The sequence below is a fragment of the Gemmatimonadetes bacterium SCN 70-22 genome, from assembly GCA_001724275.1.
Classification (GTDB): domain Bacteria; phylum Gemmatimonadota; class Gemmatimonadetes; order Gemmatimonadales; family Gemmatimonadaceae; genus SCN-70-22.
Genome location: MEDZ01000002.1, coordinates 238,149 through 264,901 on the forward strand (window position 1 = coordinate 238,149; position 26,753 = coordinate 264,901).

Below are 26,753 nucleotides of genomic sequence, written 5' to 3' on the forward strand. Positions count from 1 at the left end.
CGATGTCGGCGGCATGGATGGAGCGCGCCACCCGAGTCATCCCGGGCGGCGTGAGCTCGCCGGTTCGCGCCTTCCGCGCCGTCGGCGGGACCCCCCTGGTGATGCGCGCCGGCCTGGGCGCCGAGATCGAGGACGTGGATGGCCGTCGCTACGTCGATTTCGTCTGCTCGTGGGGACCGCTCATCCTGGGACACGCACACCCTGAAGTGCAGCCCGCGATCGTCGCCGCGGTGGCGCGCGGGACGACGTTCGGTGCCCCGTGCGAGCCGGAGATCGAGCTCGCCGAGCACATCGTCGCCTCCTACCCGGGGCTGGAGCAGGTCCGATTCGTCTCGTCCGGGACCGAGGCGACGATGAGCGCGATCCGCGTGGCGCGCGGCTTCACCGGACGCGACCGCATCATCAAGTTCTCCGGGTGCTACCACGGGCATGCCGATCCGCTCCTCGTCGCGGCCGGGTCGGGACTCGTCACATACGGTCGCCCGTCGTCGGCGGGAGTCCCCGAGGGCTTTGCCCGCGAGACCGTGGTCCTCCCGCTCGACGACGAGGAGCGCCTGGTGAGCTACCTCCGCGAGCACGGCGACCAGGTGGCGGCCGTCATCATCGAGCCCGTGCCGGCCAACAACGGCTTGTTGCTGCAGCGCATGGAGTTCCTCCAGACGCTGCGTCGCGAGACGGCGCGCGCTGGAGCCATCCTCATCTTCGACGAGGTGATCAGCGGCTTTCGCATCGCCCGCGGCGGCGCAGCAGAGTTCCTTGGCATCACCCCGGACCTGGCGACGTTCGGCAAGGTGATCGGCGGCGGGCTCCCGGTGGGCGCGTTCGGCGGGCGTCGCGAGATCATGCGGCAGCTGGCTCCCGAGGGTCCGGTGTACCAGGCGGGGACGCTCTCGGGGAACGCCGTGGCGATGTCGGCCGGGCTCGCGACGCTTCGCGTCCTGGAGCGCGAGAACGGGTGGGCGCGCCTCGAGGAGACTGGGCGCACGCTCGACGCGATGATTCGCCCGGTGCTCGCCCGTGCGCCGTTCCCGGCGAGCTTCGCGAGACTCGGCTCCCTCTTCTGGATGTCGTTGCAGCCGGGAGAGCCTCCGCGGTCTGCCGAGCGTGTCGAGAGTGCCGCCGCCGAGCGCTACCGCCCCGTCTTTCACGCGCTCCTGGAGGCGGGAGTCGCCATCGCGCCGTCCGCGTACGAGGTCGGCTTCCTGTCGCTGGCGCACGGCGAGGCGCATCTTGCTCGCCTGCGCGATGCCCTCGAGGGTGCCCTGGCCATGCTCCCCCGCCGAGATCGATGACCGCCTCGCCGTCCCGCCGAGTACGCGCCACCCAGGTCGGGCTTCTCGTCCTGCTGGTCGTCTGTAGCGCGCAGCTCGCGTACTGGATGTTCGACGAGGTGCGCTATACGGCCGACGTGAAGACGCGCCTGCGCGTGGCATACGAGGCGGAGGTGGAGTCGGCGCGCGCCCTCGTGCGAGCGGGAATGCCCTGGCACGAGATCGCGTACGCCTACCCGCAGGTCAAGTTGTCGGCGGACTCGGTCACCCTCGTGCTCGACCCCAACGTGGCCGAGCGTCTGGAGGCCGAGCGGGATCACCGTCTCAACCGCTACGGGTGGGAAGGGGCATTCTTCCTCGCCGTCCTTCTTGCCTCGATGACCATCGTCGTTCACGCCGTTCGCGAGGATGCCGCGCTGCGGCGCCGACAGGAGGAGTTCCTCGCCGCCGTGTCCCACGAACTCAAGAGCCCTCTTGCAAGCCTCCGTTTGTCTGCCGAGACGCTCGCCCTGCGGGACCCCCCTGCGGCGCGGCGCATCGAGCTGGTGCACCGGCTGCTGGCCGACCTCGGGCGCCTGCAGCGCGTGATCTCCAACCTGCTGGAGACGTCGCGCCTCTCGGCCGCTGAATTGCGTGGCGCGCCGCAGCCCACGGTGCTGGCCCACGCCGTGGCCGACGTGGTGGGTGAGATGCAGGACCAGGAGGAAGGGGCGGCGCGACTGCGCGTGGACGTCCCCGAACAACTGGTGATCGTGGCCGATCCGGAGGGGTTGCACGCGCTGCTGCGGAACCTCATGCACAACGCCCTCAAGGCCACCAGCGACGGCGGGGATGTCTCGGTGCGCGCGTGGGAGGCCGTCGACGGCGTGCATCTCGAGGTTCGCGACACGGGGATCGGCTTTCCGCCGGAGGAGGCGTCGCGCCTGTTCGACAAGTTCTATCGCGTCACGGGTGACGCGAGCGATCGGGCTGCTGGCACGGGGCTCGGCCTCTATCTCGTGCGGCGCTTTGCCGAGCTCGATGGCGGGACGGTGACCGCCCACAGCGAGGGGCCGGGGTACGGCGCCCGCTTCACCGTGACGTGGCCCCTCGCCCAGCGCACATGATGAGCACTCCCGCCCGCATCCTCCTGGTGGAGGACGAGATCAACCTCGCTCGTGGCATCCGTGAGAACCTGGAGGCCGAGGGCTACAGCGTGGAGGCCGTCGTCGACGGGCTCACTGCCCTCGACCGCATCCGCCGCAAGGAATACGGCCTCGTCATTCTCGACGTGATGCTTCCCGGCATGGACGGCTTCACCGTGTGCGAGACGGCGCGCCGCGAAGGACGCGACATTCCCGTCTTGTTCCTGACGGCGCGCGGAGGCGGCGACGACCGCATCCGCGGGCTCGAGGCCGGGGGTGATGACTACCTGCCCAAGCCGTTCCAGCTGCGCGAGCTCCTGCTGCGCGTGGCCGTCATCCTGCGCCGTCGCTCGCGCTACGACGCGATGACCGCGCTCGAGCCCGTGGTCCGCTTCGGCGGCAACGAGTTCGACTTCCGCAGCTTTCGCGGCCGTTCGTGGGACGGCAGCGACCAGATCCTGACACAGAAGGAAGCCATGATCCTCAAGGTCCTCGCCGAGCGCGAAGGAGAGGTCGTCTGGCGCGATGACATCCTCGAGAAGGTGTGGGGTGACGACGTCCTCCCCTCGTCGCGCACGATCGACAACTTCATCGTCCGGCTGCGCAAGCGCTTCGAGCCGGACCCCGAGCACCCGCGTCACTTCCACACCATTCGCGGCATCGGTTACCGCTTCACCGCGGCGGACGAGGAGGAGGGGCGATGAGCTCGATCCTCCTGTCGGCGCTGCGCGGCGAGGCGACCCCCCGCCGGCCGCTGTGGGTGATGCGGCAGGCCGGACGCTACCTCCCCGAGTATCGCGCCCTGCGGGCGAAGCACTCGTTCGAGGAGCTGTCGGGGAGCGCCGAGCTGGCCGCCGAGGTGACGTTGCAGCCGCTGGCCCGCTTTCCGCTGGACGCGGCGATCATCTTCGCCGACCTCATGAGCCCTGTCGGGGCGCTGGGGCTCGACGTGCGCTTCGACCCCGGTCCGATCCTCGCGCGCCCCGTGCGCACCGCGGCCGACGTCGACGCCCTGCGCGACCCGTCGCCCGGGGAGATCGCCCCCGAGGTGGCGCAGGCATTGCACCTGGTGAAACCCTCGCTCCCCCCCGGCACCGCGCTCCTGGGCTTCGCCGGTGCGCCGTGGTCGCTGGCGGCGTACCTCGTGCAGGGGCGCGGGAGCCCGGGCTTCCCCGCGCTTCGCGCGCTCGCCGCGCGCGACCCGGGGCTGCTCCACGCCTTGCTCGAGAAGCTCACCACGCTCGCCATCCGCTACGTGGGGAAGCAGGCCGAGGCCGGCGCCGACGCCGTGCAGCTTTTCGACACGTGGGCGGGGGTCTTGTCGCATGCCGACTGGGCACGCCTGGTGCGGCCGCACATCGCCCGCTTTCTCGCCGAGACCGAGGCGTTTGGCATCCCACGCATCCTGTTCGTGCAGGATGCGTCGCACCTCGTGGACGGCTACGCAGCGCTTCCCTCGGAGGGGCTCGCCGTCGACTGGCGTGAGGACCTGGCGGCGCTGCACCGGCGCATCGTCCCCGGCCGCGCGCTGCAGGGGAACCTCGACCCCGCCGTCCTCCTCGCCGGCCCCGAGGCCACCGCAGCGGCGGCGCGCGACCTCCTGGCCCGCGTCCCTCCGCATTCTCACATCGTCAACCTCGGGCACGGGATCCTTCCCGAGACCCCGATCGAAAGCGTGCAGGCACTGGTCGACACGGTGCATGCCGAGGTCCTGCCATGATAGACACCACTTCCCACGCGCCGGGCGACGACGTGCGCCCGGTCGAGCGACGCGTCACCGCGGAGCTCATTGCGCGCCACGACCGGCCCGGCCCGCGCTACACCAGCTACCCCACGGCGGTCGAGTTCCACGAGGGATTCACGGAGGCCGACTACCTCGGCCGCCTCGCGGTAGCCGATGCGGCGGCCGATGCGGCAGCCGACGACCCGCTGTCCATCTACATCCACCTCCCCTTCTGCGAGCAGCGCTGCCTGTTCTGCGGCTGCCACGTGATCATCACCCGTCACCGCGACGTGGCGGCGCCGTATCTCGAGCTGCTCAAGCGCGAGATCGAGCTCCTGGCCGAGCGGCTCCCCCACCGCCGCTCGTTCGCACAGTTGCACCTGGGGGGCGGGACGCCGACGTACTACACGCCGGCGCAGCTCACCGACCTCCTGACGCACCTGTTCCGCTACTTCCATGCCGTCCCCGGCGCCGAGCTGGCGGTGGAGGCCGACCCACGCGTCACGACCCCCGAGCACATCGACGCCCTGGCCGACCTGGGGTTCAACCGGATCTCGTTCGGCGTGCAGGACCTCACCCCCGAGGTACAGGAGGCCATCAATCGCATCCAGTCGCTGGAGCAGACCGAGCGACTCGTGAAGCACGCGCGCGCGCGCGGCTTCCGCGGGATCAACGTGGACCTCATCTACGGGCTCCCGCTGCAGACGCCGGAGAGCTTCGAGCGCACCATCGAGTCGGTGATCGGCCTCCAGCCCGACCGGGCGGCCGTCTACTCGTTCGCCTTCGTCCCCTGGGTGCGTGGACACCAGAAGAAGATCGAGGAGTCGCAGCTCCCCGACGCCCAGACGAAGGTCGCCCTCTTCGCCATCGCCCGCGAGCGCTTCCTGCGCGCCGGCTATGAACCGCTGGGGATGGACCACTTCGCGCGTCCCGACGACGAACTGGCGAAGACGAAGCGCGATGGACGGCTGCGCCGCAACTTCCAGGGCTACTCGGTGCTGCCCGGCGACGATGTCATCGGGCTCGGCATCTCGGCCATCGGCGACGTGCGCGGCGCCTACGTGCAGAACGAGAAGAAGCTTTCCACGTACGAGGAGCGCATCAACGCCGGCTCGCTCCCGGTGGCGCGCGGGATCATGCGCTCGGCCGACGACGAGGTGCGGCGCGTGGTGATCCACGAGCTGATGTGCAACTTCCGCGTCGACCCCGCGATGGTGGAGCGGCGATTCGGGATCGACTTCGCCTCGTACTTCGCCGCCGACCTCGAGCGCCTGGCGCCGCATGAACGGGAAGGGTTCGTGCGCATCCGCCCCGAGGCGATCGAGGCGACCCCCATCGGCGAGCTGTTCATCCGCAACCTCGCCATGTGCTTCGACCGCTACCAGCAGGAGAAGCACGCCGCCGAGTCGGCCCCCGTCTTCAGCCGCACGGTGTGATGGCCCCGCGGCTCGTCGTCGTCGGGGGAGGGATCTCCGGCCTCGCGGCGGCGTGGGCGGCGCGCCGGTTGGCCAGGGAGCGCGGTGACGCGCTCGAGGTCATCGTGCTCGAACGCGACGCCGAAGTCGGCGGCAAGGCTCGTTCGATCGAGCGGGACGGGTGGCTCGTGGAAGCGGGGCCGTCGGGCTTCCTTGGCGGGCGCCCGGCGATGGAGCGTCTCGTCGAGGAGGCGGGGTTGTCGCCAGATGCAATCCCGGCGGGAGTGGCGTCGAGGCGCCGCTTCATCTATCGCGCCGGGCGCATGCGGGAGATCGTGCCGAATCCCTTCGCCCTCGTGCGGCATGGCATCCTCAGCGTGCGCGGGATGGGGCGCCTGCTCGTGGAGCCGTTCGTCCGGGCGCGCCGCGACGGGGGCGACGAAGGGGTGTTCGACTTCGCCGCCCGCCGGCTCGGGAGCGAGGTAGCCGACCGCATGGTGCGCCCCATGGCGCTCGGGATCTTCGCCGGCGACGCTCGGCGGCTGTCGTTGGCTGCCGCCTTTCCCCGCATGGCAGCGCTGGAGCGCGAGCACGGCTCCATCATCCGTGGGATGATGGCGAGGAGGGGACGCACCTCGTCGGGGACGCTGACCTCCTTCCGCCACGGGATGCAGAGCCTCCCGCTCGCCCTGGCACAGGGAGGGGCCTTCACCGTCAGGCGCAACGCGCGGGTCGAGGCCATCCGCCGCGCCACGGCGTCATCAATGCCGACCCAGCCCGCATCGGCGTCCCCGTCATGGGAAGTCGTGGTGGAAGGCGATGGCATACCGATCCGGGCGGACGGGGTCATCCTCGCCGGTGAACCGTGGGCGATGGCCGCGCTCGTCCGCCCGCTGGACCACGCGGCCGCCGCCGAGCTCGAGGCGATTCCCTGCCCCCCGATCGCCGTGGTGGCGCTGGGTTTCGCCCCCGGGGCCACCGAGCGCATCCCAGCCGGCTTCGGCGTCCTCATCGCCCGCGACGAGGGATTCCGCATGCTCGGCAACCTCTGGGAGAGCCATCTCTATCCCGGACGCAGCCCGGAGGGGCACGTTTTGGTGCGCGCAATACTCGGCGGCGCGGTCGATCCCGACATCGGCGCGCTGTCGGACGACGCCGTGTTGCAGCTGGCGCGCGAGGAGGTCACCCGCCTCTACGGCATCACCGATCCCCCGGTCCATGTCCGGATCGAGCGGGTGGCGCGCGCCATCCCGCAGTACGTACTCGGGCACGGCGAGCGCGTGGCGCGCATCGAGCGGGCGCTGGCGTGCTTTCCGCACCTCGACGCCACCGGCTTCGGGCTGCGGGGGGTGGCGTTCGCCGACGCGGCATCGGACGGCGTGACGGTGGGCGAGCGCATGGCGGCGCGCCTGCTCGGCATGCCCACGTCCATCGACGCCGCGGCCGCCATCGCCGGCTAACCCCGGCGCGCGGCACACGCGCCGGGGAACCTTTCCTACTGCGCCACTCGCATCGGCGGGCTCGCCTTGCGCGGAAGCGGCTCGTCACGCATCGCCGCATTGTAGGCGAACCACGCCACCACGGTCGCCATCTGCACCATGTCGTCGCGCTGCACGTGGTCCACCACGTCCATGTTGGAGTGGTGGGTGCGCGAGTTGTACTCCAGGCGCTCCTGCATGAACTGGAACCCCGGAATCCCGGCGGCGTCGAACGGGACGTGGTCGGTACTGGTCACCGAACGGGGCCCGAGCGTGGTGACCCCCAGGTCCTTGAGCGGCGCAATCCACTGCTGGAAGACCGGCTGGACCCCAAAGTTCTGCTGCAGCCACACCCCGCGAATGCGCCCCGTCCCGTTGTCGATGTTGAAGTACGCCGAGTGCCTGGCCTGCTCCGGCTTCACGGTCGCGCCGTCGGCGATGTGCTCCTTCACGTAGTGGCGCGAGCCGAGCAGCCCCTGCTCCTCGGCTCCCCACAGCCCGAGGCGGATGGTGCGGCGCGGCTGCACGCCCAGTGCCTTGAGGATGCGCAGCGCCTCCATCATCGCCGACGCCCCGGCGGCATTGTCGGTGGCACCGGTCCCCGAATGCCACGAGTCGAAATGCGCCCCCAAGAGGACGATTTCGTCCTTCAGCCGGGGATCGGTCCCCGGCAACTCGGCGATGATGTTGAAGCCGTTCGGCGTCGCCCCCTCGTCGTGGAACTTCACCCGCACGTCGAGCTCGACCTTCACCGGGACTCCCTTCTTCAGGATGCGGACCATCCGGTTGTAGTGCTCCACGGCCAGCGTGACCTGCACCGGGACCGGGGCGGCGTTGGGCTCGCGCCCGCCCCCGCTCCCCACGAAGATCGTCCCGCCATCGACCCGCTGCGTCGTCCACGACAGGTCGCTCCCCCCGGTCGAGACGTCCGAGTCGGAGCCGCGGTCGAGCACCGCCGCCACCCCCTCGTTCACGAAGAACTGGTTCAGCTGCGCGGGCGTGACCGCCGGCCGCGCCGCGCGCCCACCGACAGCTGCAGGAATGGGCGTCGACTCGGCCTCGGCGATGTCCTGCTCGTTCATCTTGAGGACGATCCGCCCCTCGAGCATCCGCACGTCGCGCTCTGCCTGCGGGAGGACGATCTTCCCCTTGAGCGTCCCGCGGTACTTCTCGAAGTCGGCCGGCGTTGTGATGAGGACCTGCACCACGTCGCCGGTGATCACGCCGTTCGTCCCCGGCGTCCACGCCTTGGGATAGCCGATGAGTGGCTGGATCTGCGGGGCGATCATGTGGGCGCTGAAGCGCTCCAACGACCACCCGCGCCCGAACGGCCAGCGCTCGTAGTGCACGTTCGACAGCCCCCACTTCTTCAGCGTCTCCACCGTCCAGTCGCCCGCCTCCCTGAAGCCGGGGCTCCCCGTGAGGCGTGGCCCCTTCACGTCGGAGAGCCACGAGACCAGCTCCATGACCTGCGAACGCTGCATCCCCTCCTCCCGGATGCGGCCGAGCATCTGGTAGTCGAGCTTCTCCGGCGCCTGCGCCGACAGTGCGGGCGGGAGCGACACGAGGACGGCGAGGGCGAGCGAACGAGCGATGCGCATGGCGGGCTCCGGAAGCGGGAGGGAGACGATACAATAGTCGCCCATGACGCAATACGACGCCGGCGTCATCGTCGTTGGGGGCGGGCGTACCGGGTGGGGGGCGACCGACGGGCCGGCACTGCCCGGCTCCCTACTCCCCCGAAATCGGCTCCAGCACGTCCGGATACGCCTGCCCCAGCGGGAAGCTGCTCCCGGCCATCTCCATCACCACCCACTGCGCGATGCGCTCCCGGACATCGACGGGAACGTGCTTGTAGCGGTCGGCCGACCCGCTCACGAACAGCTCGGCGTTGGTCTGCAGGATATGCGGCGGGTGCATCTCGAAGGCATCCTGGTGCTCCTGCATGTAGGCGAAGCTGCACTTGCGCACGACTGCCGCCACCTCCGCCTCCGACAGCGGCGCCATGCCGAGGAACGCCGCCACCTGCCGCACGATGCGCGCCAGGTCCTTCTTCATGTCCTCGAAGTACACGAACAGGACGTTGGGCGACTGCTGCGAGCGCTCCCACCACCCCTTCACGTGGTCGGTCCAGGTCCCCCACCACATCAGGTCGGGCGACGTGTACCATCGCTCGAAGGCCGGGATGTCCGGGGCCATGCCGCCCACGTTGGTATCGACGAAGTCGATGCAGCTGGCGAAACACGACACCGGGTGGCGCGCCACATAGATGTACCGGGCCTCCGCGCTGAACGGGCACAGCGAGGCCGGGAGGTGCGTCTTGATGATGCGCGACGGGCGCTCCGTCCCCACCATCGGGGCCTGATCGACGGGAACGCTCCGGCGCCCCTCGATCCACGGGGAGATGGCGTACATCGCGCTCCCGGTGGCGACCAGGTCGCCCTCCCCCCGGCGCAGCACCTCGTACACGACGTGCTGCATCCACGTGGTCCCGCACTTCATCTGCGTCACCACGAACACGTCGTCGGGGCGCGGGGCGTAGGCCGCCGCCCGGGCGAACGATTCCTCGCTGCAACTGCCAGTTGGTGCCGAAATGCCCCGGTACTGGATGCGCGCTCGGGCGAAGTCGAGCTTGGCGAGTCGCGAGTTGAGGGCGAGAATCGGGCGCAACCGGCGCGCATGCGCACGGAGCCTGTCCTTGAAGGCGTTGCGCTCGGCCAGCGATCGCCCATAGTACCCCAGCCCCACCGTCTCCTCGTCCTCCCACTTCAGCACCATCGCCAGGTAGGTGGTGTAGGCCACGTAGCCGACGATGATCGCGCCGAGGAGCCAGAGGACGAGGGACATGTCTCGAAACGGGAGGCGGAGAACGGGAGGCGGATACACGCTGGGGTGCGGCCGCGGCGCGTGTCAAACCTACCGGGGCGCGGCGGTCGCATCCACACGCACAATCTGCCGGGCGCCCCGGGCTCGCGCGGCGGCGGCGAGCGCTCCCGCCCCCGGGCCTCACTCCTCGTCCGGGAGGGTCCGGGGAAAGTCCTCCTTGAGGAGGCGCGAGAGGGCGCGGTCGGCGAGGATGCGCCCGTCGTTCTGGCAGCGTGCGCAGTAGTTGGTCTCGTTGTCGGCGTAGCGAATGCGCTGGACGGGAGCCCCGCACGTGGGGCACGGCTGGCCGAAGCGCCCGTGCACCGCCATCCCCTCGCGGAAGGCGGTCACCTTCTCCGGAAAGCCATCGCCCACCTCGCGCCGAGTGCGCTCGGTCCACTCCGACAGGACCGCCATCGTGGCCAGGTGCAACCGGCTCACCTCGGCCTCGTCCAGGCGCGACGTGAGCTGCATGGGTGACAGTCGCGCGCGGTGAAGGATCTCATCGGAAAAGGCGTTGCCGATCCCGCTGAAGAGACGCGGGTCGGTGAGTGCGCGCTTGAGGGTGTGATTCTCGCGCTGCAGGCGCTCGGCGAACGCCTCGCGCGAGCAGCCGATCACCTCCATGCCCCCGCGATCGAGCGCCGCCAGGGCGGCCTCGCCTTGCACCAGGGTGATCGACGCGCGTCGCTTGGTCCCCGCCTCGGTCAGGATCAGGCTGCCGTCGGGGAAGTCGAGGAACGCCATGCCCATCCTGGCCGGTACCTTTCCGCCGACCGGGCGCCATCGAAGGCGCCCGGCGATCATCAGGTGAAAGACGAGAAAGCGCTCGTCGCCGAAGTCGAGGACGATCCGCTTTCCGAGCCGCCGCACCGCGATCACCGTCCGACCGGCGATCGACTCCAGTGGCGGAGTCACCGATCGCAGGACGAACGGACTCCCCAATCGCACGCGCGTGAGCGGGCGGCCGACCACGTGGCGGTCGAGCGCTTCGCAATAGACGACGACATCGGGGAGTTCGGGCACTCTGGAGACGGGAGACGGGAGTAGGGAGACGGGAGTCGGGGATCGAGCAACTGGCTGGGGCGGTCGCACGACGTGCGCGCGACGACCGCGCTCGCGCAGCACGACCGATGCTCCGCTCGTAGCTTTCCCCGCGTGAACTTGTACCCCGCATGACGCTCCCACCACTCCCCATCCTCGAGGCGCTCCCGGCGCTGCAGCACGCGCTGGAGACGAATGCGTGCGCGGTGCTCCAGGCGCCGCCCGGGGCGGGGAAGACGACGATCGTCCCGCTCGCGCTCCGCGATGCCGCGTGGCTGGGTGGGGCGAAGGTCATCATGCTGGAGCCGCGGCGGCTGGCGGCCCGCGCGGCGGCGCATCGCATGGCGCAGCTGCTGGGCGAACGGCTCCCCCAGACCGTCGGCTACCGCGTCCGGCGCGAGACGAAGGTCGCCTCCTCGACCCGGATCGAGGTCGTCACCGAGGGCGTGCTGGCGCGGATGATCAACTCCGACCCGACGCTCGAGGGCGTGGGGCTGGTGATCTTCGACGAGTTCCACGAGCGATCGTTGCAGGCCGACCTCGGTCTCGCCCTCACGCGGCACACGCAACGCCTCGTCCGCCCCGACCTGCGCATCCTCGTCATGTCGGCCACGCTGGACGGCGATCCGGTGTCGCGCCTGTTAGGCGGCGCGCCGATCGTCACCAGCGCAGGGCGCATGTTCCCGGTCGAGGCTCGCTGGCTCCCGCGTCGCACCGGCCAGCGCCTGGAGGCGGCCATGGCCTCGGCCGTCCGTCAGGCGCTGCGCGACGCCGAGGGCGACATCCTCGCCTTCCTCCCCGGCCAGGGAGAGATCCACCGCGTGGCCGACCTCCTCGACGCCGAGCCCGTGGGCGCGGGCGTGGACGTTTTGCCGCTGTACGGCAACCTCCCGTTCGACGAGCAGGACCGGGCCATCGCCCCATCCACGCCGGGGCGGCGGAAGGTGGTGCTCGCGACCTCCATCGCCGAAACGTCGCTCACCATCGAGGGGGTGCGATGCGTGGTCGACAGCGGACTGACACGCGTCGCGCGCTTCGCCCCTGCGGTCGGGATGACGCGGCTCGAGACGGTCCGCGTCTCGCGCGCCTCGGCCGAGCAGCGGGCGGGACGCGCCGGTCGGCTGGCCCCGGGGGTGGTGTACCGCCTGTGGGCCATGGAAGAGCACTCGGGGCTCGTCCCCTTCTCACCTCCCGAGATCGCCGAAGCCGACCTGGCCCCCCTCGCCCTCGAGCTTGCAGCTGCCGGCATTGCTGCGGTCGAGGAGCTCGAATGGCTCGACCCACCCCCGGCCGCATCGCTCGCCCGCGCGCGAAGTCTCCTCGCCTGGCTCGGCGCCGTCGATGCCGACGGGCGGATCACCGCGCACGGCACGCGCATGGTGCGGATGGCGGCCCATCCGCGCATCGCCCACATGCTGCTGCGCGCCCGCGAGGAAGGTGGAGCGGCGCTCGCCGCCGACCTCGCTGCGCTGGTCGGCGAGCGCGACATCCTGCGGTCCGAAGGCTCCATGCACGACGCCGACCTGCGCGTGCGCGTCGACCTGCTGCAGGCGCTCCGTCGGCGCCAACACCTTCCGGCAGACGTGCAGGGGATGCGCGTGCTCCGCGATGCGGTCAAGCGCGCGCTGGACGAGTCCAACGCCTGGCGGCGCGAGCTCGGGATTCCCCCCCATCCCAACTCCGAGTCGCGCCATGAGAGCGGACGGAGCAATGAGCGCGCCCTCCCCCGCGAGCGTCCGGCCGGCGTCCCGTGCAACGACGAGCCGGTGGACGACACGGGGCGCCTCCTCGCCCTCGCCTTTCCCGATCGCGTAGGCCAACGGCGCCCGGGGGCCGGGGCGCGTTACCTCCTGCGCAACGGGACCGGCGCCGTGCTGCGCGACTCCCCCACGCTCGCGCAATCGGAGTACATCGTCGTCGCCGAGTCCGACGGCAAGCGCCCGGAGAGCGCGATCTACCTGGCCGCCCCGATCACGCTCGACGAGGTCCGCCGGGACTTCGCCGACGATATCGAATCCGAGGACCTCGTCTCGTGGGACGATGCCCTCGACAGCGTGCGGGCCGTGCGCGTGGAGCGCCTCGGGGCGATCACGCTGCGCGAGAGCCCCTTGCGAGACCCGTCACCCGAACTCGTCACGAGGGCATTGCGCGACGCCGTGCTGCACTCGGCGTTGCAGTTGTTGCCGTGGCGCGAAGGGGCACGGCGGCTCCGCGAGCGGTTGTCCTTCCTCCACGCGCACGACGCCAGCTGGCCCGACGTGGGCGACGACGCGCTGGTGGCGACCCTGGACGAATGGCTCACCCCGCACCTCCATGGCATGCGCCGCGCCAGCGACCTCGAGTCGCTCGACCTCGCCGCGCTCCTCCTCGGGCGCCTCTCCTGGCAGCAGCGCTCGGCCCTCGACTCGCTTGCCCCCAGTCATGTCGAGGTCCCCACCGGGAGCCGGCTCCCAATCGACTATGGCGATCCCGCGTCGCCGGTCCTCGCCGTCCGCCTGCAGGAGATGTTTGGATGCCGGGACACTCCGCGCATCCTCGCCGGGCGCATCCCCGTCACGCTCCACCTCCTCTCGCCCGCCCATCGCCCCCTGCAGGTCACGCGTGACCTGGCCGGCTTCTGGCAGGGGTCGTACCGCGACGTCCAGAAGGAGATGAAGGGTCGCTATCCCCGGCACCCATGGCCCGATGACCCGGCCAACGCCGAGCCCACCCGCCGCGCCAAGCCGCGCGGGAGCTGAGGGGACCGGTATTCCCCTACGTCCCGCATCGAACAGCTAGGGCATTCTCCCACACGGCCCGGCGACGGCGCCAAAGTCGTGCGGGAATACGGGGATTGCCCCCATGACACGCCGCCGGGTGTCCGGCATGGTCATGAACATCGCCCTCCCTGTGACGTCCAATCATGTACGGGGCGACATGTCCGGGGCGAACCGAACCTCCCTGCCCCGTGCGCACGTCCGCGTGGGCAGCGCTGGAGCACCCGGCGGTTACGAGGCATGACATCATGACCAGGAAGTCTCTCACGATCGTAGTCGGACTTGCCGTGGCTGCCGCCGCAGCCATCTGGTGGTATCGCCGCGAGAGCGCCGCGGGCGCCGTGACGTACCGCTTTGCGTCCGTGGAGCGCGGCCCGCTCCAGTCCACCGTCTCCGCCACCGGGTCGCTCGACGCCGTCACCACCGTCCAGGTCGGCACGCAGGTCTCCGGTCAGGTCTCGGAGATCTACGTCGACTTCAACGACCGCGTGAAGAAGGGACAGCTCCTCGCCCGCATCGACCCGACGCTGCTGCAGCAGTCGGTGCTCGATGCGCAGGCCGTCCTCGAGCGCAACGTTGCCGAGCGCGACCAGGCGCAGCGCGAGAATGACCGCAACAAGTCGCTGTACGAGCGCAAGGTGCTGACCGAGGTCGAGTACCAGACCTCGCAGTACAAGCTGGCGGTGGCGGAGGCGTCGGTGAAGTCGGCTCGCGTGAGCCTCGAGCGCGCACGCCGCAACCTCGCCTATACGGAGATCTACGCCCCCATCGACGGCGTGGTCGTCGAGCGCAACGTCGACGTGGGACAGACCGTCGCCGCCTCGTTGCAGGCCCCCCAGCTCTTCCTCATCGCCAACGACCTGTCGCAGATGGAGATCCTGGCGCGCGTCGACGAGAGCGACATCGGCGCCATCCACGAGGGGCAGGCGGCGCGCTTCACCGTGCAGCCGTACCCCAACGAGACTTTCCCGGGGACCGTGCGGCAGGTGCGCCTCCAGAGCACCACACAGGAGAACGTCGTCAACTACACGGTCGTCGTCTCGGTGCGGAACGAGAGCGGCAAGCTCCTTCCGGGGATGACGGCCACGGTGTCGTTCATCACCGGTTCGGTCGACGACGCCCTCATCGTCCCCAATGCCGCGCTGCGCTTCCGCCCCACCAACGCGATGCTGGCGGCCTCGGGCGTCGACACCACGGTCGCACCACGCGCCAGCGGCGGCGGAAAGGCGGCCACGCCGGCAGCTGCAACCCCGGCGGCGCGCGGCGCATCCCGAAGCGGCGAGGCCGGCGCAGCGGCGGGCGGCGCTCCAGCGTCACGCGCGACGACCCGGCTCTGGGTCCTCGACGCCGACAAGCGCCTGCACCCCCTTCCCGTCCAGCCTGGACTCACCGACGGCCAGAAGACGGTCGTCTCGGGGACGGGGTTGGAGGCCGGCATGCAGGTCGTCATCGGCGCCGCGAGCGGCGACGCGGCTCCTCCCGCTGCCTCCGGGACTAGCCCCTTCCAGTCCACGCAACAGCGCGGGCCGACTGGTGGCCCGCGCCCTCCGGGGTTCTGACCGGGGAGATGCGCGCATGACGCCACTCAAGCTCATCGAGGTGCAACAGCTCTCGAAGGTTTACGAGAGCGGTGCCAACCGCGTGCTCGCCCTGCGCAACGTCGACCTCACGGTCGAGGCGGGGGAGATGATCGCCGTGATGGGCGCCTCGGGATCGGGGAAGTCCACCTTCATGAACATTCTCGGCTGCCTCGACACGCCCACCAGCGGGAGTTACCTCCTGGATGGCGTCCGCGTGGACGGCCTCAGCGCGAACGAACTCGCCGACCTGCGCAACGAGAAGCTCGGCTTCGTCTTCCAGGGATTCAACCTTCTCGCCCGCACGACGGCGCTCGACAACGTCGAGCTCCCGCTCCTGTATGACCGCAAGGGACGCTGGCCAGACCCGCGTGCGCTCGCCCTCGCCGCCCTCAGGCAGGTCGGGCTCGAGGACCGTGCCGAGCACCACCCGAGCGAGCTCTCCGGCGGGCAGCAGCAACGGGTGGCCATCGCGCGCGCCCTGGTCACCAGGCCGCGCCTCCTCCTCGCCGACGAGCCGACGGGGAACCTCGACAGCCGCACCTCGGTCGAGATCATGGCGATCTTCCAGGCGCTCAACGACGCGGGCATCACCATCCTCCTCGTGACGCACGAGCACGACATCGCCGACTACGCCAAGCGGGTGATCGAGATGCGCGATGGGCGGATCATCCGCGACGAACCGGTGGTGTCGCGCCGCATCGCATCGGTCGACCTGCGCGCCCTCGCGACGGAGTTCGACGAGGGCCGCGACGAGAGCCCCGCCCCGGCGCCCGCGCCCGCCCACTCTTCACCACGGGTGACGCCATGAAGACCACCACGCTGGCGCGCGTCGCCATCGAGAGCATCCGCAAGAACAAGATGCGCACCAGCCTCACCATGCTGGGCATCGTCATCGGCGTGGCGGCCGTCATCGTGATGGTCGCCATCGGCCAGGGCGCGACCACCCGCATCCAGCAGCAGATTCGCTCGCTCGGAACCAACATGCTGGTCATCACGCCCGGCGCCAGCGCACGCGGTGGCGTCAGCCAGGGGGCGCAGACGTTCAATCGCCTCACCGTTGCCGACGCCGAGAAGCTGCAACGCGAGGCGACGCTCGTCACCGGTGTGTCACCCGTCATCTTCACCCGCGGGCAGGTCATCGGCGGAACGGGGAACTGGCGCTCGCAGATCAACGGCGTCGACGCGAACTACACCACCATCCGCGACTGGTCCACCACCAGCGGTACCTTCTTCACCGATGCCGATGTCCGCGCCGCGCGCAAGGTCGTCGTCCTCGGCGCGACCGTCGCCGATGCACTCTTCCCGGGAAGCGATCCTGTCGGGCAGCTGGTACAGGTGCGCAACGTCCCGTTGACCGTCGTCGGCGTCCTCGCCCGCAAGGGACAGACGGCAGGCGGGAGCGACCAGGACGACGTGGTCATCGTCCCCTACACCACGGCGCAGAACCGCCTCGCCGGCCATTCGTTCATCGGGCAGATCATCGCCAGCGCGGCCTCGCCCGCGCAGGTGACCGCGGCGCAGGAGGAGCTGCGGGTCCTCATGCGGGAGTCGCACAAGCTCGGCGACGCCGATGACGACTTCACCGTGCGCAACCAGAACGAGCTCGCCGATGCCGCGACGAGCACGACCGAGGTCATGTCGTGGCTCCTCGCCGCCATCGCGTCGATCTCCCTCCTCGTCGGGGGAATCGGCATCATGAACATCATGCTCGTCTCGGTCACCGAGCGCACGCGCGAGATCGGGATCCGCATGGCGGTGGGGGCACGCGGCAACGACGTGCGTTTCCAGTTCCTGGTCGAGAGCGTGATGATCAGCCTCGCCGGCGGCGTCATCGGGATCCTCCTCGGCTTCCTCAGCGCCACCCTCGTGGGGAGGATGACGGGATGGAGCATGCGCACCTCCCCCGAAGCGGTCCTCGTCGCCGTCCTCTTCTCGGCGGCCGTCGGCATCTTCTTCGGCTTCTATCCCGCGCGAAAGGCCGCCTCGCTGAATCCCATCCAGGCCCTGCGCTATGAATAGCCCACGCGTGATCCGCGCTGCCCATGCCACCATGGTCCTGTCCCTCGTGCTCGCGACCGTGCTGCCCGTGACCCTGCCGGTCGCGGCGCAGCAAGCGGCGCAGCAGGCACCGCAGCGGCTTGCGCCGCCACCGGCGCAACCTCCGGCGCAACCACCGCAGGTCATCTCCTACGCCGAAGCACTCCGGCTCGCCCTGCAGCGCAACGTGACCGTCCGCCAGGCACAGGCCACCGTCGAGAGCAATGCCATCGCCGCGTCGCAGGCACGTCGCAACCTCCTCCCCGACTTCCGCTTCAACACGTCGGGGGCCGAGAGCTACGGCCGGAACTTCAACCAGTCCGACGGGCAGATCGTCAACCGGACGATCCAGACGCTGAATGCCGGCGTCTCGTCTGGTGTCACCCTCTTCGACGGGAAGCGGAGCCTCGCGTCCATTCGCCAGGCCGAGTCCAACGCCACCGCCAGCGAGCAGGACGCGGCCCGCACGCGGCAGACGGCGCTGTACACCGTCGCCGCGAATTACGTGGCGATGGTTGCCCAGCGCGAGCAGCTGACGGTTCGCGAGCAGGCGCTGGCGGCCCAGCGCGGGCTCGAGGCCCAGGTGCAGGCCTTCGTCGACGCCGGGACCCGCTCCATCGCCGACCTGTATGCGCAGCAGGCTGCCGTTGCCTCCGCCAACCTCGATGTCGTCCAGGCCAGGCGCGCCCTCGAACTCGCGCGCCTCGAGATCATCCGCACCCTGCAGCTCGACCCGGCCGGGAACTACGACTTCACCGCCCCGCCACTCACCGACACCGCCACCACACCGCCCCTCGACTCGCTCATCGCCCGTGCCCTGGCGCACCGCGCCGACCTCACGGCACAGGTATCTCGCCTCCAGGCAGCCAACGCCGCCGTCAACGCCGCTTCCGCCACCCGCTGGCCCACCCTCTCCCTTTCGTTGGGCTACAACACCTCGTACTCCAGCGTCTCCGACTTCGGGTTCGTCGACCAGCTCGACCAGCGTCGTGGCGGTTCGGTCTCCCTCGGCTTCTCCCTCCCCATCTTCGACAAGTTCAGCACCCGCAGCGCCACGCAGCAGGCCACCATCCAGCTCGAGAATGCGCGCCTGGCCCTCGAGAAGCAGCGCCTGGAGGTCGGGCTCGAAGTACGACAGGCCTGGCTCGACCTCACCTCGGCCCGCGAGCAGCTGGTAGCCGCCGAGGCGCAGCAGCGCTCGGCCGAGATGGCGCTCACCGCTTCGCGCGAACGCTACCAGGCCGGCGCCGCCACCCTCGTGGAGCTGGCGCAGGCCCGTGCGACACAAGTCCAGGCCGCGACCGCACTCGTCAACGCGCGCTACAACCTCATCCTGCAGCAGACGGTCGTGGCCTACGCCACGGGGGCGCTGGACGCATCCACCATGATGCCGTAGGGAACTCGTCCGCCGTTGGCGCTGGCAGGTTGTCGTCGTCGCACGCTAGGTTGCCGACATCCCAGCTCCCCTCCGCGAGGTCCCACGATGGCGCTCGTCCAGCGTGACCACATCCTGCGCCTCATCGAGCGCATCGCCGCCGCCATCGCGCGCGCCATGAAGCGCAAGAGCGATGGCGACCTGGTCGGCGCGCGCCAGGAGGTGCAGCAGGCCACCATGGAGCTGCTCGGGCCGGCGGCGGCGATGGCGCTGCTGGTCGATTCGCGCACCGCCGCCAACCTCGTTGGCGACGCCCATCGCATCCGGCTCTGGGCCGGACTGCTGTCCACGGATCGCGACCTGCTGCAAGCGATGGGGCGCGATGCGGAGGCCGTCAACACCGATCGCCGCATCGTCGAGCTGCTCCTGGAGGGGTGGAAGCGCGAGCCGGAGTGGGACGACGCCACGCACGCCATCTTTGCCGCGGCGCGAGCGCGTGGCGCCGGCGCGGCCCTCGACCCGGGGTTCACGGCGGCACTGCGGGCATGGGACGACGCCCGGCGATGACCACCCGATGCGCGTAGGGCGTTAGGCGTCCGGCCCCAGGCGTTCGGCGCGCGCTGGCGGGGCCTCGGGCGGCACGTGCGAGGCAGCACCGTCGCCCGCATCTCGATGCGACTCCTCGCCAGCTGTCCCCTCGCCGCGCCCGTACCCGGTGGCGATGGCGATGACGATCGCCAGCACCAGCGCCCACGCATACGTGTTCATCACCCCGGCCGACAGCGGCGCCACGCGCGGCATCCCGAACGCCTCGCCCGAGGCGCTCGCGCTCGACGCCAATATCGTCGGCAGGAAGTAGGGGAGGATGAACGGATAGGTACAGACCGTCATGTCGAGCAGGTTGGCGCGCCGGTAGGCGCTCAGCCCTGCTCCCCCTCCCAGCTCGCGAGCGAAGGGGGCGACCGTGAGGAGCGCGACGACCGAGTGCGTGGTCAACAGCACGGCGACCGAGGCGGCAGCCACGATCCAGACCTCGGCGCGGCGCGGCGAGGCCGTGGTCCCGCGCGCCCACGCCAACGCTCCCTCCACCGCGCTCGACGCCTGCAGCGCCCCCACCAGCCCCACCAGGAGGATCGTGAAGATCGACACGCCGACGCCCCGTGAGATTCCATCGATGATGAGCCCCTTCGCGCCGAAGGCGGCCTTGTCGATGTAGAGCAACTTGGCGGGGGCGATGAGCCCCAGGGCGACGCCCAGGACAAGGGCAAGGGCGATCCCCGAGAGGAGCCCCTCGAAGAGGTGGCGCCCCCGCGCGAGGAGCACGATCACCACCACGGGAACGAGGAGCATGGGGAGGGCGGCCGGCGATCCCGCCGGCGAGGCGCCGCCAATTCCTAACGACTCGCCACCAGCCGGGATGCCCGCGCCGAGGACCGCCAGCGTCATGCTCGCCACCAGGGCGAGCGCGCCGGCCGGGACGACGTACTTGAGCCTGGCCCGCACCGTCCCGGGAATGTCGGTGCGCTGCGACCCGGCGCTGGCGATGGTGGTGTCGGAGACCGGGGAGATGGAATCGCCGAACGTCGCCCCCGCCAGGATGGCCCCCATCAGGACGGCAGGCGGCGCCCCCAGTTCGCCCCCCGCCGGATAGAGGAGCGGCCCGGCGAGCATGATCGTGCCGAAGCTCGTCCCCGTCGACGTGGAGATGATGGCGCACGTGAGGAAGGCGGAGGCGACGAAGAGCGCTCCGGTGAGGTGAAGCGCGCGCGCCCCCCATACCAAGGTCTGCACAAACCCCGACTCGTTGAGCACCACGCCCAACACCCCCGCCAGGAGCCAGGCCATGATCATCAGCATGACCACCGGCTCCCCCATCGCCGCGATGACCGCCTCGCTGTATCGCGTGCGGTCGCGGGCGAGGGCGAGTCCGAGCGCGAGCGCCGCGAGCAGCACCGGCCAGAACCCCTTCTCGTCGGGGGCGCCAGCGAGCGAGAGCCACCCCACGCCGGCAAGGAAGAGGACGAAGGGCGCGAGGGCGCCCAGGAGCTTGCCGTGGAATTCGAGGGGAGCGCGCACGGCGGTTATCATACAACGCGCCCCCGTCGCGGGAAGGCATCCGCGGACGACTCTCGGAGCACGCACGGAGCCATCGATGTCCACGCCCAGCGACTCGTTCACGCTCTACGACCTGCGCATCGAGGTCATCGCCACCGATCGCCCCATGGTCTGCAACCACAAGGCCGGCGACTGGTTCGAGCTCTCGGGCGAGAACCTGCGCTTCCCTGATGGACAGACATTTCCGCTCTATTCGCTGGCGGGGATCCTCCCCCTCCTCCCCGCCAAGCAGCGCGAGACGCATCCGGCGGACTGGATGACAACCGACACCGACGTCGCCTGCGTCGACCCCAACTGCGGCGCACGTTTCCGCATCACGCGCACCGGCCGCCGCACCTTCCGCCACGGCGACGTCACCGTCGTCCCGATGCCGATCGGGGAGGGCCAGCCGTGAGCGACCAGCCATCCGCCACCCACGTCGACCTGGCGCCCGGCTACCGCATCTCGCGCCTCATCAAGGGAGGTTGGCAGCTGGCGGGGGGACACGGGCGCGTCGAGCACGAGCGCGCCATCGCCGACATGACCGCCTTTGCCGAGGCGGGGATCACGACCTTCGACTGCGCCGACATCTACAGCGGCGTGGAGGAGCTCATCGGCGAGTTCCTGCGCCGCTGGCGCCCCGCGCACGCGCACCCCGCCGGGCACGTGCGCGTGCACACCAAGTTCGTCCCCGACCTGGACGCCCTCGGATCGCTCACCGCGCACGACATCCGGCGCATCATCGACCGTTCGCGCGAGCGCCTGGGACTCCGCGCCCTCGACCTGGTGCAGTTCCACTGGTGGGACTACGACATCCACGGCCTCAAGGACACGGCACACTACCTCGACGCACTGCGGCAGGAGGGACGCATCCGCCAGCTCGGGGTCACCAACTTCGACACGGCGCGCCTCGCCACCCTCCTCGACGCCGGGATCCCGATCATCGCGCACCAACTGCAGTACTCGCTCCTCGACCGCCGGGCCGCCGGGACGATGGCGTCGCTGTGCATGGATCGGGGAGTCGGGATCCTGGCCTACGGATCGCTGGCCGGCGGCTTCTTCTCCGAGCGCTGGCTCGGCGTCCCCGAACCGACGACGCCGCTGGAGAATCGCTCCCTCGTGAAGTACAAGCCCATCATCGACGAATTCGGCGGATGGGCGCTCTTCCAGGAGCTGCTCCGCGTGCTGCAGCGCATCGCGGGGCGGCACGACGTGCGCATCGGGACCGTGGCCATCCGGTGGGTCCTCGACCAGCCGGGGGTGGCGGCCGCCATCGTCGGCGCGCGCGATGCCGGACACCTCCCGCACACCCTCGCGGCGCTCCACTTGCACCTCACGGAGGAAGACCACGCCGAGCTCGCCGCGGTCGTGGCCCGTGCCACGGGCCCCTCGGGCGAGGTCTACGCGCTGGAGCGGGACCGTCACGGAACCCATGGTCGCATCATGCGCTACAACCTCAACGCGATGCGCTGACCCCGGTGCCCCCAGGCGTCGCGCCGACCAGGGCCACGGCGCGCTGGTGTCGCATCTCCCCTTTCCTCCCTAGTTTGGTGACATGACCCGGCGCTGGTTCCGCTTCGCCCTTGCCCCCCTGCTGTGGGGGTGCTCGCAGGACCCGACGATTCCCAAGGTGGAGGAGGAACCGATCACCCTCTCGCTGGCCTTCAGCTCCGCCACCTTCCGCCAAGGCAAGGCCGACACCATCGGCGTCACGGCGCAGAGCGTCCTCGACTACGACGCCACGCTCCAGTTCGCGACCGACTGCCAGATCCTCGTCACCATCCGCAGCGCCAGCGGGAGCGCCGTCGTCCCGCCTAACGGGCAGGCCAGTTGCCTTCCCATCACCTCGAAGCTCGTGATCCCTGCCGGCGGGAGCGTGACGCAGCGGTTCGTCTGGACCGGCACCGACAACTTCACTCCACCCGGCTCCAGCGCCGTGCTCCCCCCGGGGACCTACTACGTCTCCGCCGCCATCAAGGCCCTCAACTACTCCACCGTCGCCCCGGCGGTGAAAGTCGAACTCGTCGCCCCATGACCCAGGCCATGATCCGTCGCACCGTCCTCCTCGCCGCGGCCGCCGCGGTCGGCACCTTGTCCTCGAGCGCCGCTGCGCAGCAGGGCGACGCGGCCCACCTCGCCAAGGTTCGGCGGGTCCTGCGCACCACCCCGCTCGTCGACGGGCACAACGACCTCCCGTGGTACGTGCGCGAGGAGGTCCCCCAGGCCCCCCGGGACGTCGACGCCTACGACCTTCGGAAGCCGACCTCGGGGAACACCGACATCGCCCGCCTCCGGAAGGGGATGGTCGGCGGGCAGTTCTGGTCGGTGTACATCCCGGGTGAGGCGAAGGACTCCGGCTACGCGCGGCTGCAGCTGGAGCAGATCGACATCGCCCGACGCATCATCGCGAAGTACCCCGAGGCCTTTGCCCCCGCCTACACCGCCGCCGACGTGCGCCGGGCCAAGGCCGCCGGGAAGGTCGGGTCGCTCCTGGGGATGGAAGGGGGGCATGCGATCGAGAACTCGTTAGGTGCCCTGCGCGCCTATTACGACCTCGGGGCGCGCTACATGACCCTCACCCACAACGTCACCCTCGACTGGGCCGACGCCGCCATGGACAGCGCCCGGCACGGCGGACTCACCCGGTTCGGCGAGGAGGTCGTGCGCGAGATGAACCGCCTCGGGATGCTCGTCGACCTCTCCCACGTCTCGCCGGCCACGATGAGCGATGCCCTCAACGTCTCCGAGGCGCCGGTCATCTTCTCGCACTCGAGCGCCCGCGCCCTCACCGACGTCCCGCGCAACGTCCCCGACTCCATCCTCCGCCGCCTCCCGAAGAACGGCGGCGTGGTGATGGTCACCTTCGTCCCGGGCTTCATCTCGAACAAGGTCGTCGCCCACGCGGCCGCGCGCGACGCCGAGCTTGGCCGCCTGCGCTCGCGGTTCGGGAGCGACACCGCCGCCGCACGGAGCGAGCTCGCCAAGTGGGACGCCGCCAACCCCGCCCCGCACGCCACCATCGCCGACGTCGCCGACCACATCGAACACGTACGCAAGGTGGCCGGCGTCGACCACGTCGGCCTCGGGAGCGACTTCGACGGCACCGGCAACAATCTCCCGGACGGGTTGCAGGACGTCTCCACCTATCCCGCCCTCCTCGTCGAGCTTTCCAAGCGCGGCTGGACCGAGGGCGACCTGCGGAAGGTGGCCGGGGAGAACATCCTCCGCGCCATGTCGACCGCCGAGCAGGTGTCGGCGCGCCTCCGCCGCGAGCGCCCGGCGTCGAACAAGACCATCGAGGAGCTCGACGGCGTGCGTCCGAAGATGTAGTCGGCGCCGTTCGTCACGCGCCCTCACGCGCCCTCACGCATCCGCCGTGATGCGTCGCCGGGTCCACCGCGCCGCGCTCGTCGCCGCCGCTTTCGCGTGCGTCGCGTGCGACCGCCCCGCCTCCACCCACGTCCCGTCACGAGCCGTGATTGCTCCGCTCTTTGCCCGGTTCGCCCAACCCGGACGTCCGGGGGCCAGCGTCCTCGTGATGCGTCACGACTCGGTGGTGGTGCGGGAGTCCTTCGGATTGGCCGATGTGGAGGGCGGCGTGGCGGCGACGCCCGCCACCAACTACCGCCTCGCCTCGCTCAGCAAGCAGTTCACCGCCACCGCCATCGCCCTGCTGGTGCGCGACGGCAAGCTCGCCTTCGACACGCCGGCGCGGGCGTTCCTCCCGGAGCTCCCCGCCTACACCTCGCAGGTCACCATCCGCCACCTCCTCACGCACACCTCGGGGCTGTGGGACTACGAGGACTTCGTCCCCGATTCGCAGGTGCGGCAGGTGCGCGATGCCGATGCGCTGACGCTGGTGAGCACGCGCGCGGAGCGCCTCTACTTCGCCCCGGGAAGTGCCTGGCGCTATTCCAACACCGGCTATGCGCTCCTGGCCCTCGTGGTGGAGCGCATCACCGGCCGGCCGTTCGCCGACGTCCTGCGCGAGCGCATCTTCGTCCCGCTGGAGATGCGCGACACCTACGCGCACGAGGAGGGACGCACCGTCGTGCCCCGGCGCGCGTGGGGATATACGGTGGGGGGCGACACCGTCACCCGGACCGACCAGAGCAACACCTCGGCGGTGCTGGGCGACGGCGGGATCTATTCGTCCATCGACGACCTGGCGCGATGGTACGCGTCGCTCGACCGCGCGCCATTGGTGGGTGAGGCGCTGTGGCGCGAGACGACGGCGCCGTTCGTCCTCACCGGCGGTGCGCCCACGGAGTATGGTTTCGGCTGGTTCGTCGAGCGGTACAAGGGACACCTCCGCCTCCGCCACCACGGCGAGACGCGCGGCTTCACCAACGCCGTCTCGCGCTTCCCCGACAGCGGGCTGACCATCGTCGTCCTCACCAACCGCACCGGCTCCGAGCCCTGGGCGATCGCCGACACCCTGTCCGATCGCTATCTCCCCCGGTAAAAACCGTCACCTGCAACGCGCGGCGGGTGGCCGGCGGGTGCGCCATGCGGGGCGGCGGGATGGAGACGGGATGGCGGCGGGGATCCGGCGGTCGCGTCGCCGTTTCCTGCCGGGGATGCTCGTCGTCCAATGAACGTTCGACGCCGCGCGTGTCGGTGCTTGACGGCGGCCGTCCAATGTCGCAGGATGGACTCGCGCAAACGCGACGACTGTCTTACGTTTACGCAGGCGGAGCAACCGGCCGCCCGATGGGACGCATGCGGCACCAGGATCTCCGGGGATCCTGGTGCCGCGTCGCTTTTGGGCATGCCGTCGGCTGCAATCCGCGCGCGCGGCATCCACCACCCGCGCCAACGCACGACGGGGCCCGGGCAGCGCCCGGACCCCGTCGTGTCATCAGCCACTCCCCAGTGGCGTTAGGCAGCGTGCTCGTCGCGCGGCACCCGGCGGCGGCGGCGCGCCAGCGCCCCCCCCACCCCCGCCAGCCCGCTCCCCAGCAGGACCAGCGTCGCCGGCTCCGGCGTCACCGTCGCCCCGAGCTCGAAGTTGTCGTAGACCGTCAACGCCGGGTCGTGGTCGAAGCCCAGCTTCACGTTGTCGGCAAAGGCCTGGTACGCGTGCGGCCAGTTGCTCCCCACCCCGACCCCGATCCCGTACACCACCGCGTCGCCTAACGCGTAGCAGTTGGTGCCGTTGGCCCACGTCGCCGGCGCGGCCGTCTTGAGCGGGATCCCCGGGGTGATGGCCGGCGGGCTGCTGCAGTCATCGATGGTGTAGCCGGCCCCCGACACGTACCGCCAGAACATCTGGTCGGTCGCGTTCTCGGTGATCCACTGGTTGGTCGGCGCCGGGCTCGCCAGCGTGTACCAGCGCTCCCATACCAGCTCGCTGTACACCGGCGCGCCGATCGTCCCGCTGCGCACGTACAGCCGCAGCGCCGGCGACTGCGCCTCCCACGGCGCGTCGCCGGTGGGCGCCATCGCCGTGCGGTACCAGTCGAAACCGACCATCGTGAGCGCCGACAGCTGTCCCCACCCCTGCGTCGTCGCCGGGTCGCCCGAGAACAGGTTGAACCACCCCCAGTCGGCCAGGTCGCCGCTCACCGACAGTTCGAGCGATCCGTTCCCGCTCCGCGGGTTCGTCCCGGTGATCTGCGCCGTCCCCGCCGAGCCGCGAACGTCGCTCACCCACGGCCCGTCCGGATACACGATGCGCTGCGCGTTGCCGGCGCTCGGAAGCGTCAGCAGCATCGCCAGCGTCGCCAGCGTTGCCAGTGCACCTCGGCGGGTGCGTGTCGTCGTCGTCATGAGAACTCCCTCTCGCTCGACGCCCCGCCACGTCGGGCGAGCCACCTCGCCCCAGTCGCGCGTCCGCCACATCGGCGATCACGTGACCATCGTGCGTTGCGTCACATTTGGGCATACGCAAGCCGTGTGCCTTGCAGCCGTCCGCTCGGGGCAGCTCCCCCCACGGACGCCGGCACGCCGCGCCCCACGGCGGACACCAGGGCGTCGACAGGCAAGCGC

Annotated in this window: 22 protein-coding genes; 17 read left to right on the forward strand and 5 right to left on the reverse strand. The window is 70.5% G+C overall.

The window, feature by feature from the left end; translation table 11 throughout:
• Window positions 1–2: 2 nt before the first annotated feature.
• The 6 genes from ABS52_01075 to ABS52_01100 are packed head-to-tail and all read left to right on the forward strand — an operon-like array spanning window position 3 to window position 6,993.
• Window positions 3–1,292, forward strand: a complete 1,290-nt coding sequence (locus tag ABS52_01075) for a glutamate-1-semialdehyde aminotransferase (GenBank protein ID ODT05418.1) — start codon at window positions 3–5, stop codon at window positions 1,290–1,292.
• A complete protein-coding gene (locus tag ABS52_01080) occupies window positions 1,289–2,377 on the forward strand; it encodes a hypothetical protein (GenBank protein ODT05315.1) in 1,089 nt (362 codons plus the stop codon). The genes ABS52_01075 and ABS52_01080 overlap by 4 nt, the downstream gene beginning before the upstream one ends.
• On the forward strand, window positions 2,377–3,099 hold the full coding sequence (locus tag ABS52_01085; GenBank protein ID ODT05419.1) for a hypothetical protein: 723 nt from the start codon (window positions 2,377–2,379) through the stop codon (window positions 3,097–3,099). The genes ABS52_01080 and ABS52_01085 overlap by 1 nt, the downstream gene beginning before the upstream one ends.
• Window positions 3,096–4,115: a uroporphyrinogen decarboxylase gene (locus ABS52_01090; GenBank protein ODT05316.1), complete on the forward strand. Its 1,020-nt coding sequence runs from the start codon at window positions 3,096–3,098 to the stop codon at window positions 4,113–4,115. Before ABS52_01085 ends, ABS52_01090 begins: the two co-directional genes overlap by 4 nt.
• The gene (locus ABS52_01095; GenBank protein ID ODT05317.1) at window positions 4,112–5,554 is read left to right on the forward strand and encodes an oxygen-independent coproporphyrinogen III oxidase; all 1,443 of its coding nucleotides are present in this window, start codon (window positions 4,112–4,114) and stop codon (window positions 5,552–5,554) included. The genes ABS52_01090 and ABS52_01095 overlap by 4 nt, the downstream gene beginning before the upstream one ends.
• Window positions 5,554–6,993, forward strand: a complete 1,440-nt coding sequence (locus ABS52_01100; protein ODT05318.1) for a protoporphyrinogen oxidase — start codon at window positions 5,554–5,556, stop codon at window positions 6,991–6,993. Before ABS52_01095 ends, ABS52_01100 begins: the two co-directional genes overlap by 1 nt.
• Before the next feature lie 35 nt (window positions 6,994–7,028).
• On the opposite strand, the gene ABS52_01105 is transcribed toward ABS52_01100, so the two are convergent.
• From ABS52_01105 to ABS52_01115, 3 genes are all read right to left on the reverse strand, one after another.
• Window positions 7,029–8,612: a hypothetical protein gene (locus ABS52_01105; GenBank protein ID ODT05319.1), complete on the reverse strand. Its 1,584-nt coding sequence runs from the start codon at window positions 8,610–8,612 to the stop codon at window positions 7,029–7,031.
• Between the two features lie 130 nt (window positions 8,613–8,742).
• Window positions 8,743–9,858 (reverse strand): hypothetical protein, encoded by a 1,116-nt coding sequence (locus ABS52_01110; protein ID ODT05320.1) that lies wholly within the window; start codon window positions 9,856–9,858, stop codon window positions 8,743–8,745.
• Between the two features lie 159 nt (window positions 9,859–10,017).
• On the reverse strand, window positions 10,018–10,902 hold the full coding sequence (locus tag ABS52_01115; protein ID ODT05321.1) for a formamidopyrimidine-DNA glycosylase: 885 nt from the start codon (window positions 10,900–10,902) through the stop codon (window positions 10,018–10,020).
• Window positions 10,903–11,051: 149 nt separating this feature from the next.
• On the opposite strand from ABS52_01115, the gene ABS52_01120 reads away from it, so the two are divergent.
• The 6 genes from ABS52_01120 to ABS52_01145 all read left to right on the forward strand — a co-directional run bounded on the left by ABS52_01120 (window position 11,052) and on the right by ABS52_01145 (window position 19,235).
• Complete coding sequence (locus ABS52_01120) at window positions 11,052–13,658, forward strand: ATP-dependent helicase HrpB (GenBank protein ODT05322.1); 2,607 nt, start codon at window positions 11,052–11,054, stop codon at window positions 13,656–13,658.
• 305 nt (window positions 13,659–13,963) lie between these two features.
• Window positions 13,964–15,235, forward strand: a complete 1,272-nt coding sequence (locus ABS52_01125; protein ID ODT05323.1) for a hypothetical protein — start codon at window positions 13,964–13,966, stop codon at window positions 15,233–15,235.
• Window positions 15,210–16,064, forward strand: a complete 855-nt coding sequence (locus ABS52_01130) for a macrolide ABC transporter ATP-binding protein (protein ID ODT05324.1) — start codon at window positions 15,210–15,212, stop codon at window positions 16,062–16,064. Before ABS52_01125 ends, ABS52_01130 begins: the two co-directional genes overlap by 26 nt.
• Window positions 16,061–17,275: a multidrug ABC transporter substrate-binding protein gene (locus ABS52_01135; protein ODT05325.1), complete on the forward strand. Its 1,215-nt coding sequence runs from the start codon at window positions 16,061–16,063 to the stop codon at window positions 17,273–17,275. Before ABS52_01130 ends, ABS52_01135 begins: the two co-directional genes overlap by 4 nt.
• A 31-nt stretch (window positions 17,276–17,306) precedes the next feature.
• On the forward strand, window positions 17,307–18,689 hold the full coding sequence (locus ABS52_01140) for a hypothetical protein (GenBank protein ID ODT05420.1): 1,383 nt from the start codon (window positions 17,307–17,309) through the stop codon (window positions 18,687–18,689).
• Window positions 18,690–18,776: 87 nt separating this feature from the next.
• Entirely contained in the window at window positions 18,777–19,235 is a 459-nt protein-coding gene (locus tag ABS52_01145) for a hypothetical protein (GenBank protein ODT05326.1), read from the forward strand.
• 21 nt (window positions 19,236–19,256) lie between these two features.
• Here the strand turns inward: ABS52_01145 and ABS52_01150 are convergent, their stop codons facing one another.
• Window positions 19,257–20,756 (reverse strand): hypothetical protein, encoded by a 1,500-nt coding sequence (locus ABS52_01150; GenBank protein ID ODT05327.1) that lies wholly within the window; start codon window positions 20,754–20,756, stop codon window positions 19,257–19,259.
• Window positions 20,757–20,820: 64 nt separating this feature from the next.
• Between ABS52_01150 and ABS52_01155 the strand changes: the two genes are divergently transcribed.
• The 5 genes from ABS52_01155 to ABS52_01175 all read left to right on the forward strand — a co-directional run bounded on the left by ABS52_01155 (window position 20,821) and on the right by ABS52_01175 (window position 25,227).
• Window positions 20,821–21,177, forward strand: a complete 357-nt coding sequence (locus ABS52_01155) for a hypothetical protein (GenBank protein ODT05328.1) — start codon at window positions 20,821–20,823, stop codon at window positions 21,175–21,177.
• Window positions 21,174–22,235, forward strand: coding sequence for an aldo/keto reductase (locus tag ABS52_01160; protein ID ODT05329.1), 1,062 nt, complete (start codon window positions 21,174–21,176; stop codon window positions 22,233–22,235). The genes ABS52_01155 and ABS52_01160 overlap by 4 nt, the downstream gene beginning before the upstream one ends.
• Window positions 22,236–22,317: 82 nt before the next feature.
• Entirely contained in the window at window positions 22,318–22,797 is a 480-nt protein-coding gene (locus ABS52_01165) for a hypothetical protein (GenBank protein ODT05330.1), read from the forward strand.
• An 8-nt stretch (window positions 22,798–22,805) separates the two neighbouring features.
• A complete protein-coding gene (locus ABS52_01170; protein ODT05421.1) occupies window positions 22,806–24,092 on the forward strand; it encodes a membrane dipeptidase in 1,287 nt (428 codons plus the stop codon).
• 49 nt (window positions 24,093–24,141) lie between these two features.
• Window positions 24,142–25,227 (forward strand): hypothetical protein, encoded by a 1,086-nt coding sequence (locus tag ABS52_01175; GenBank protein ODT05331.1) that lies wholly within the window; start codon window positions 24,142–24,144, stop codon window positions 25,225–25,227.
• A gap of 416 nt (window positions 25,228–25,643) precedes the next feature.
• Here ABS52_01175 and ABS52_01180 read toward each other — a convergent pair whose 3' ends face one another.
• Entirely contained in the window at window positions 25,644–26,606 is a 963-nt protein-coding gene (locus tag ABS52_01180; GenBank protein ODT05332.1) for a hypothetical protein, read from the reverse strand.
• Window positions 26,607–26,753: the final 147 nt, after the last annotated feature.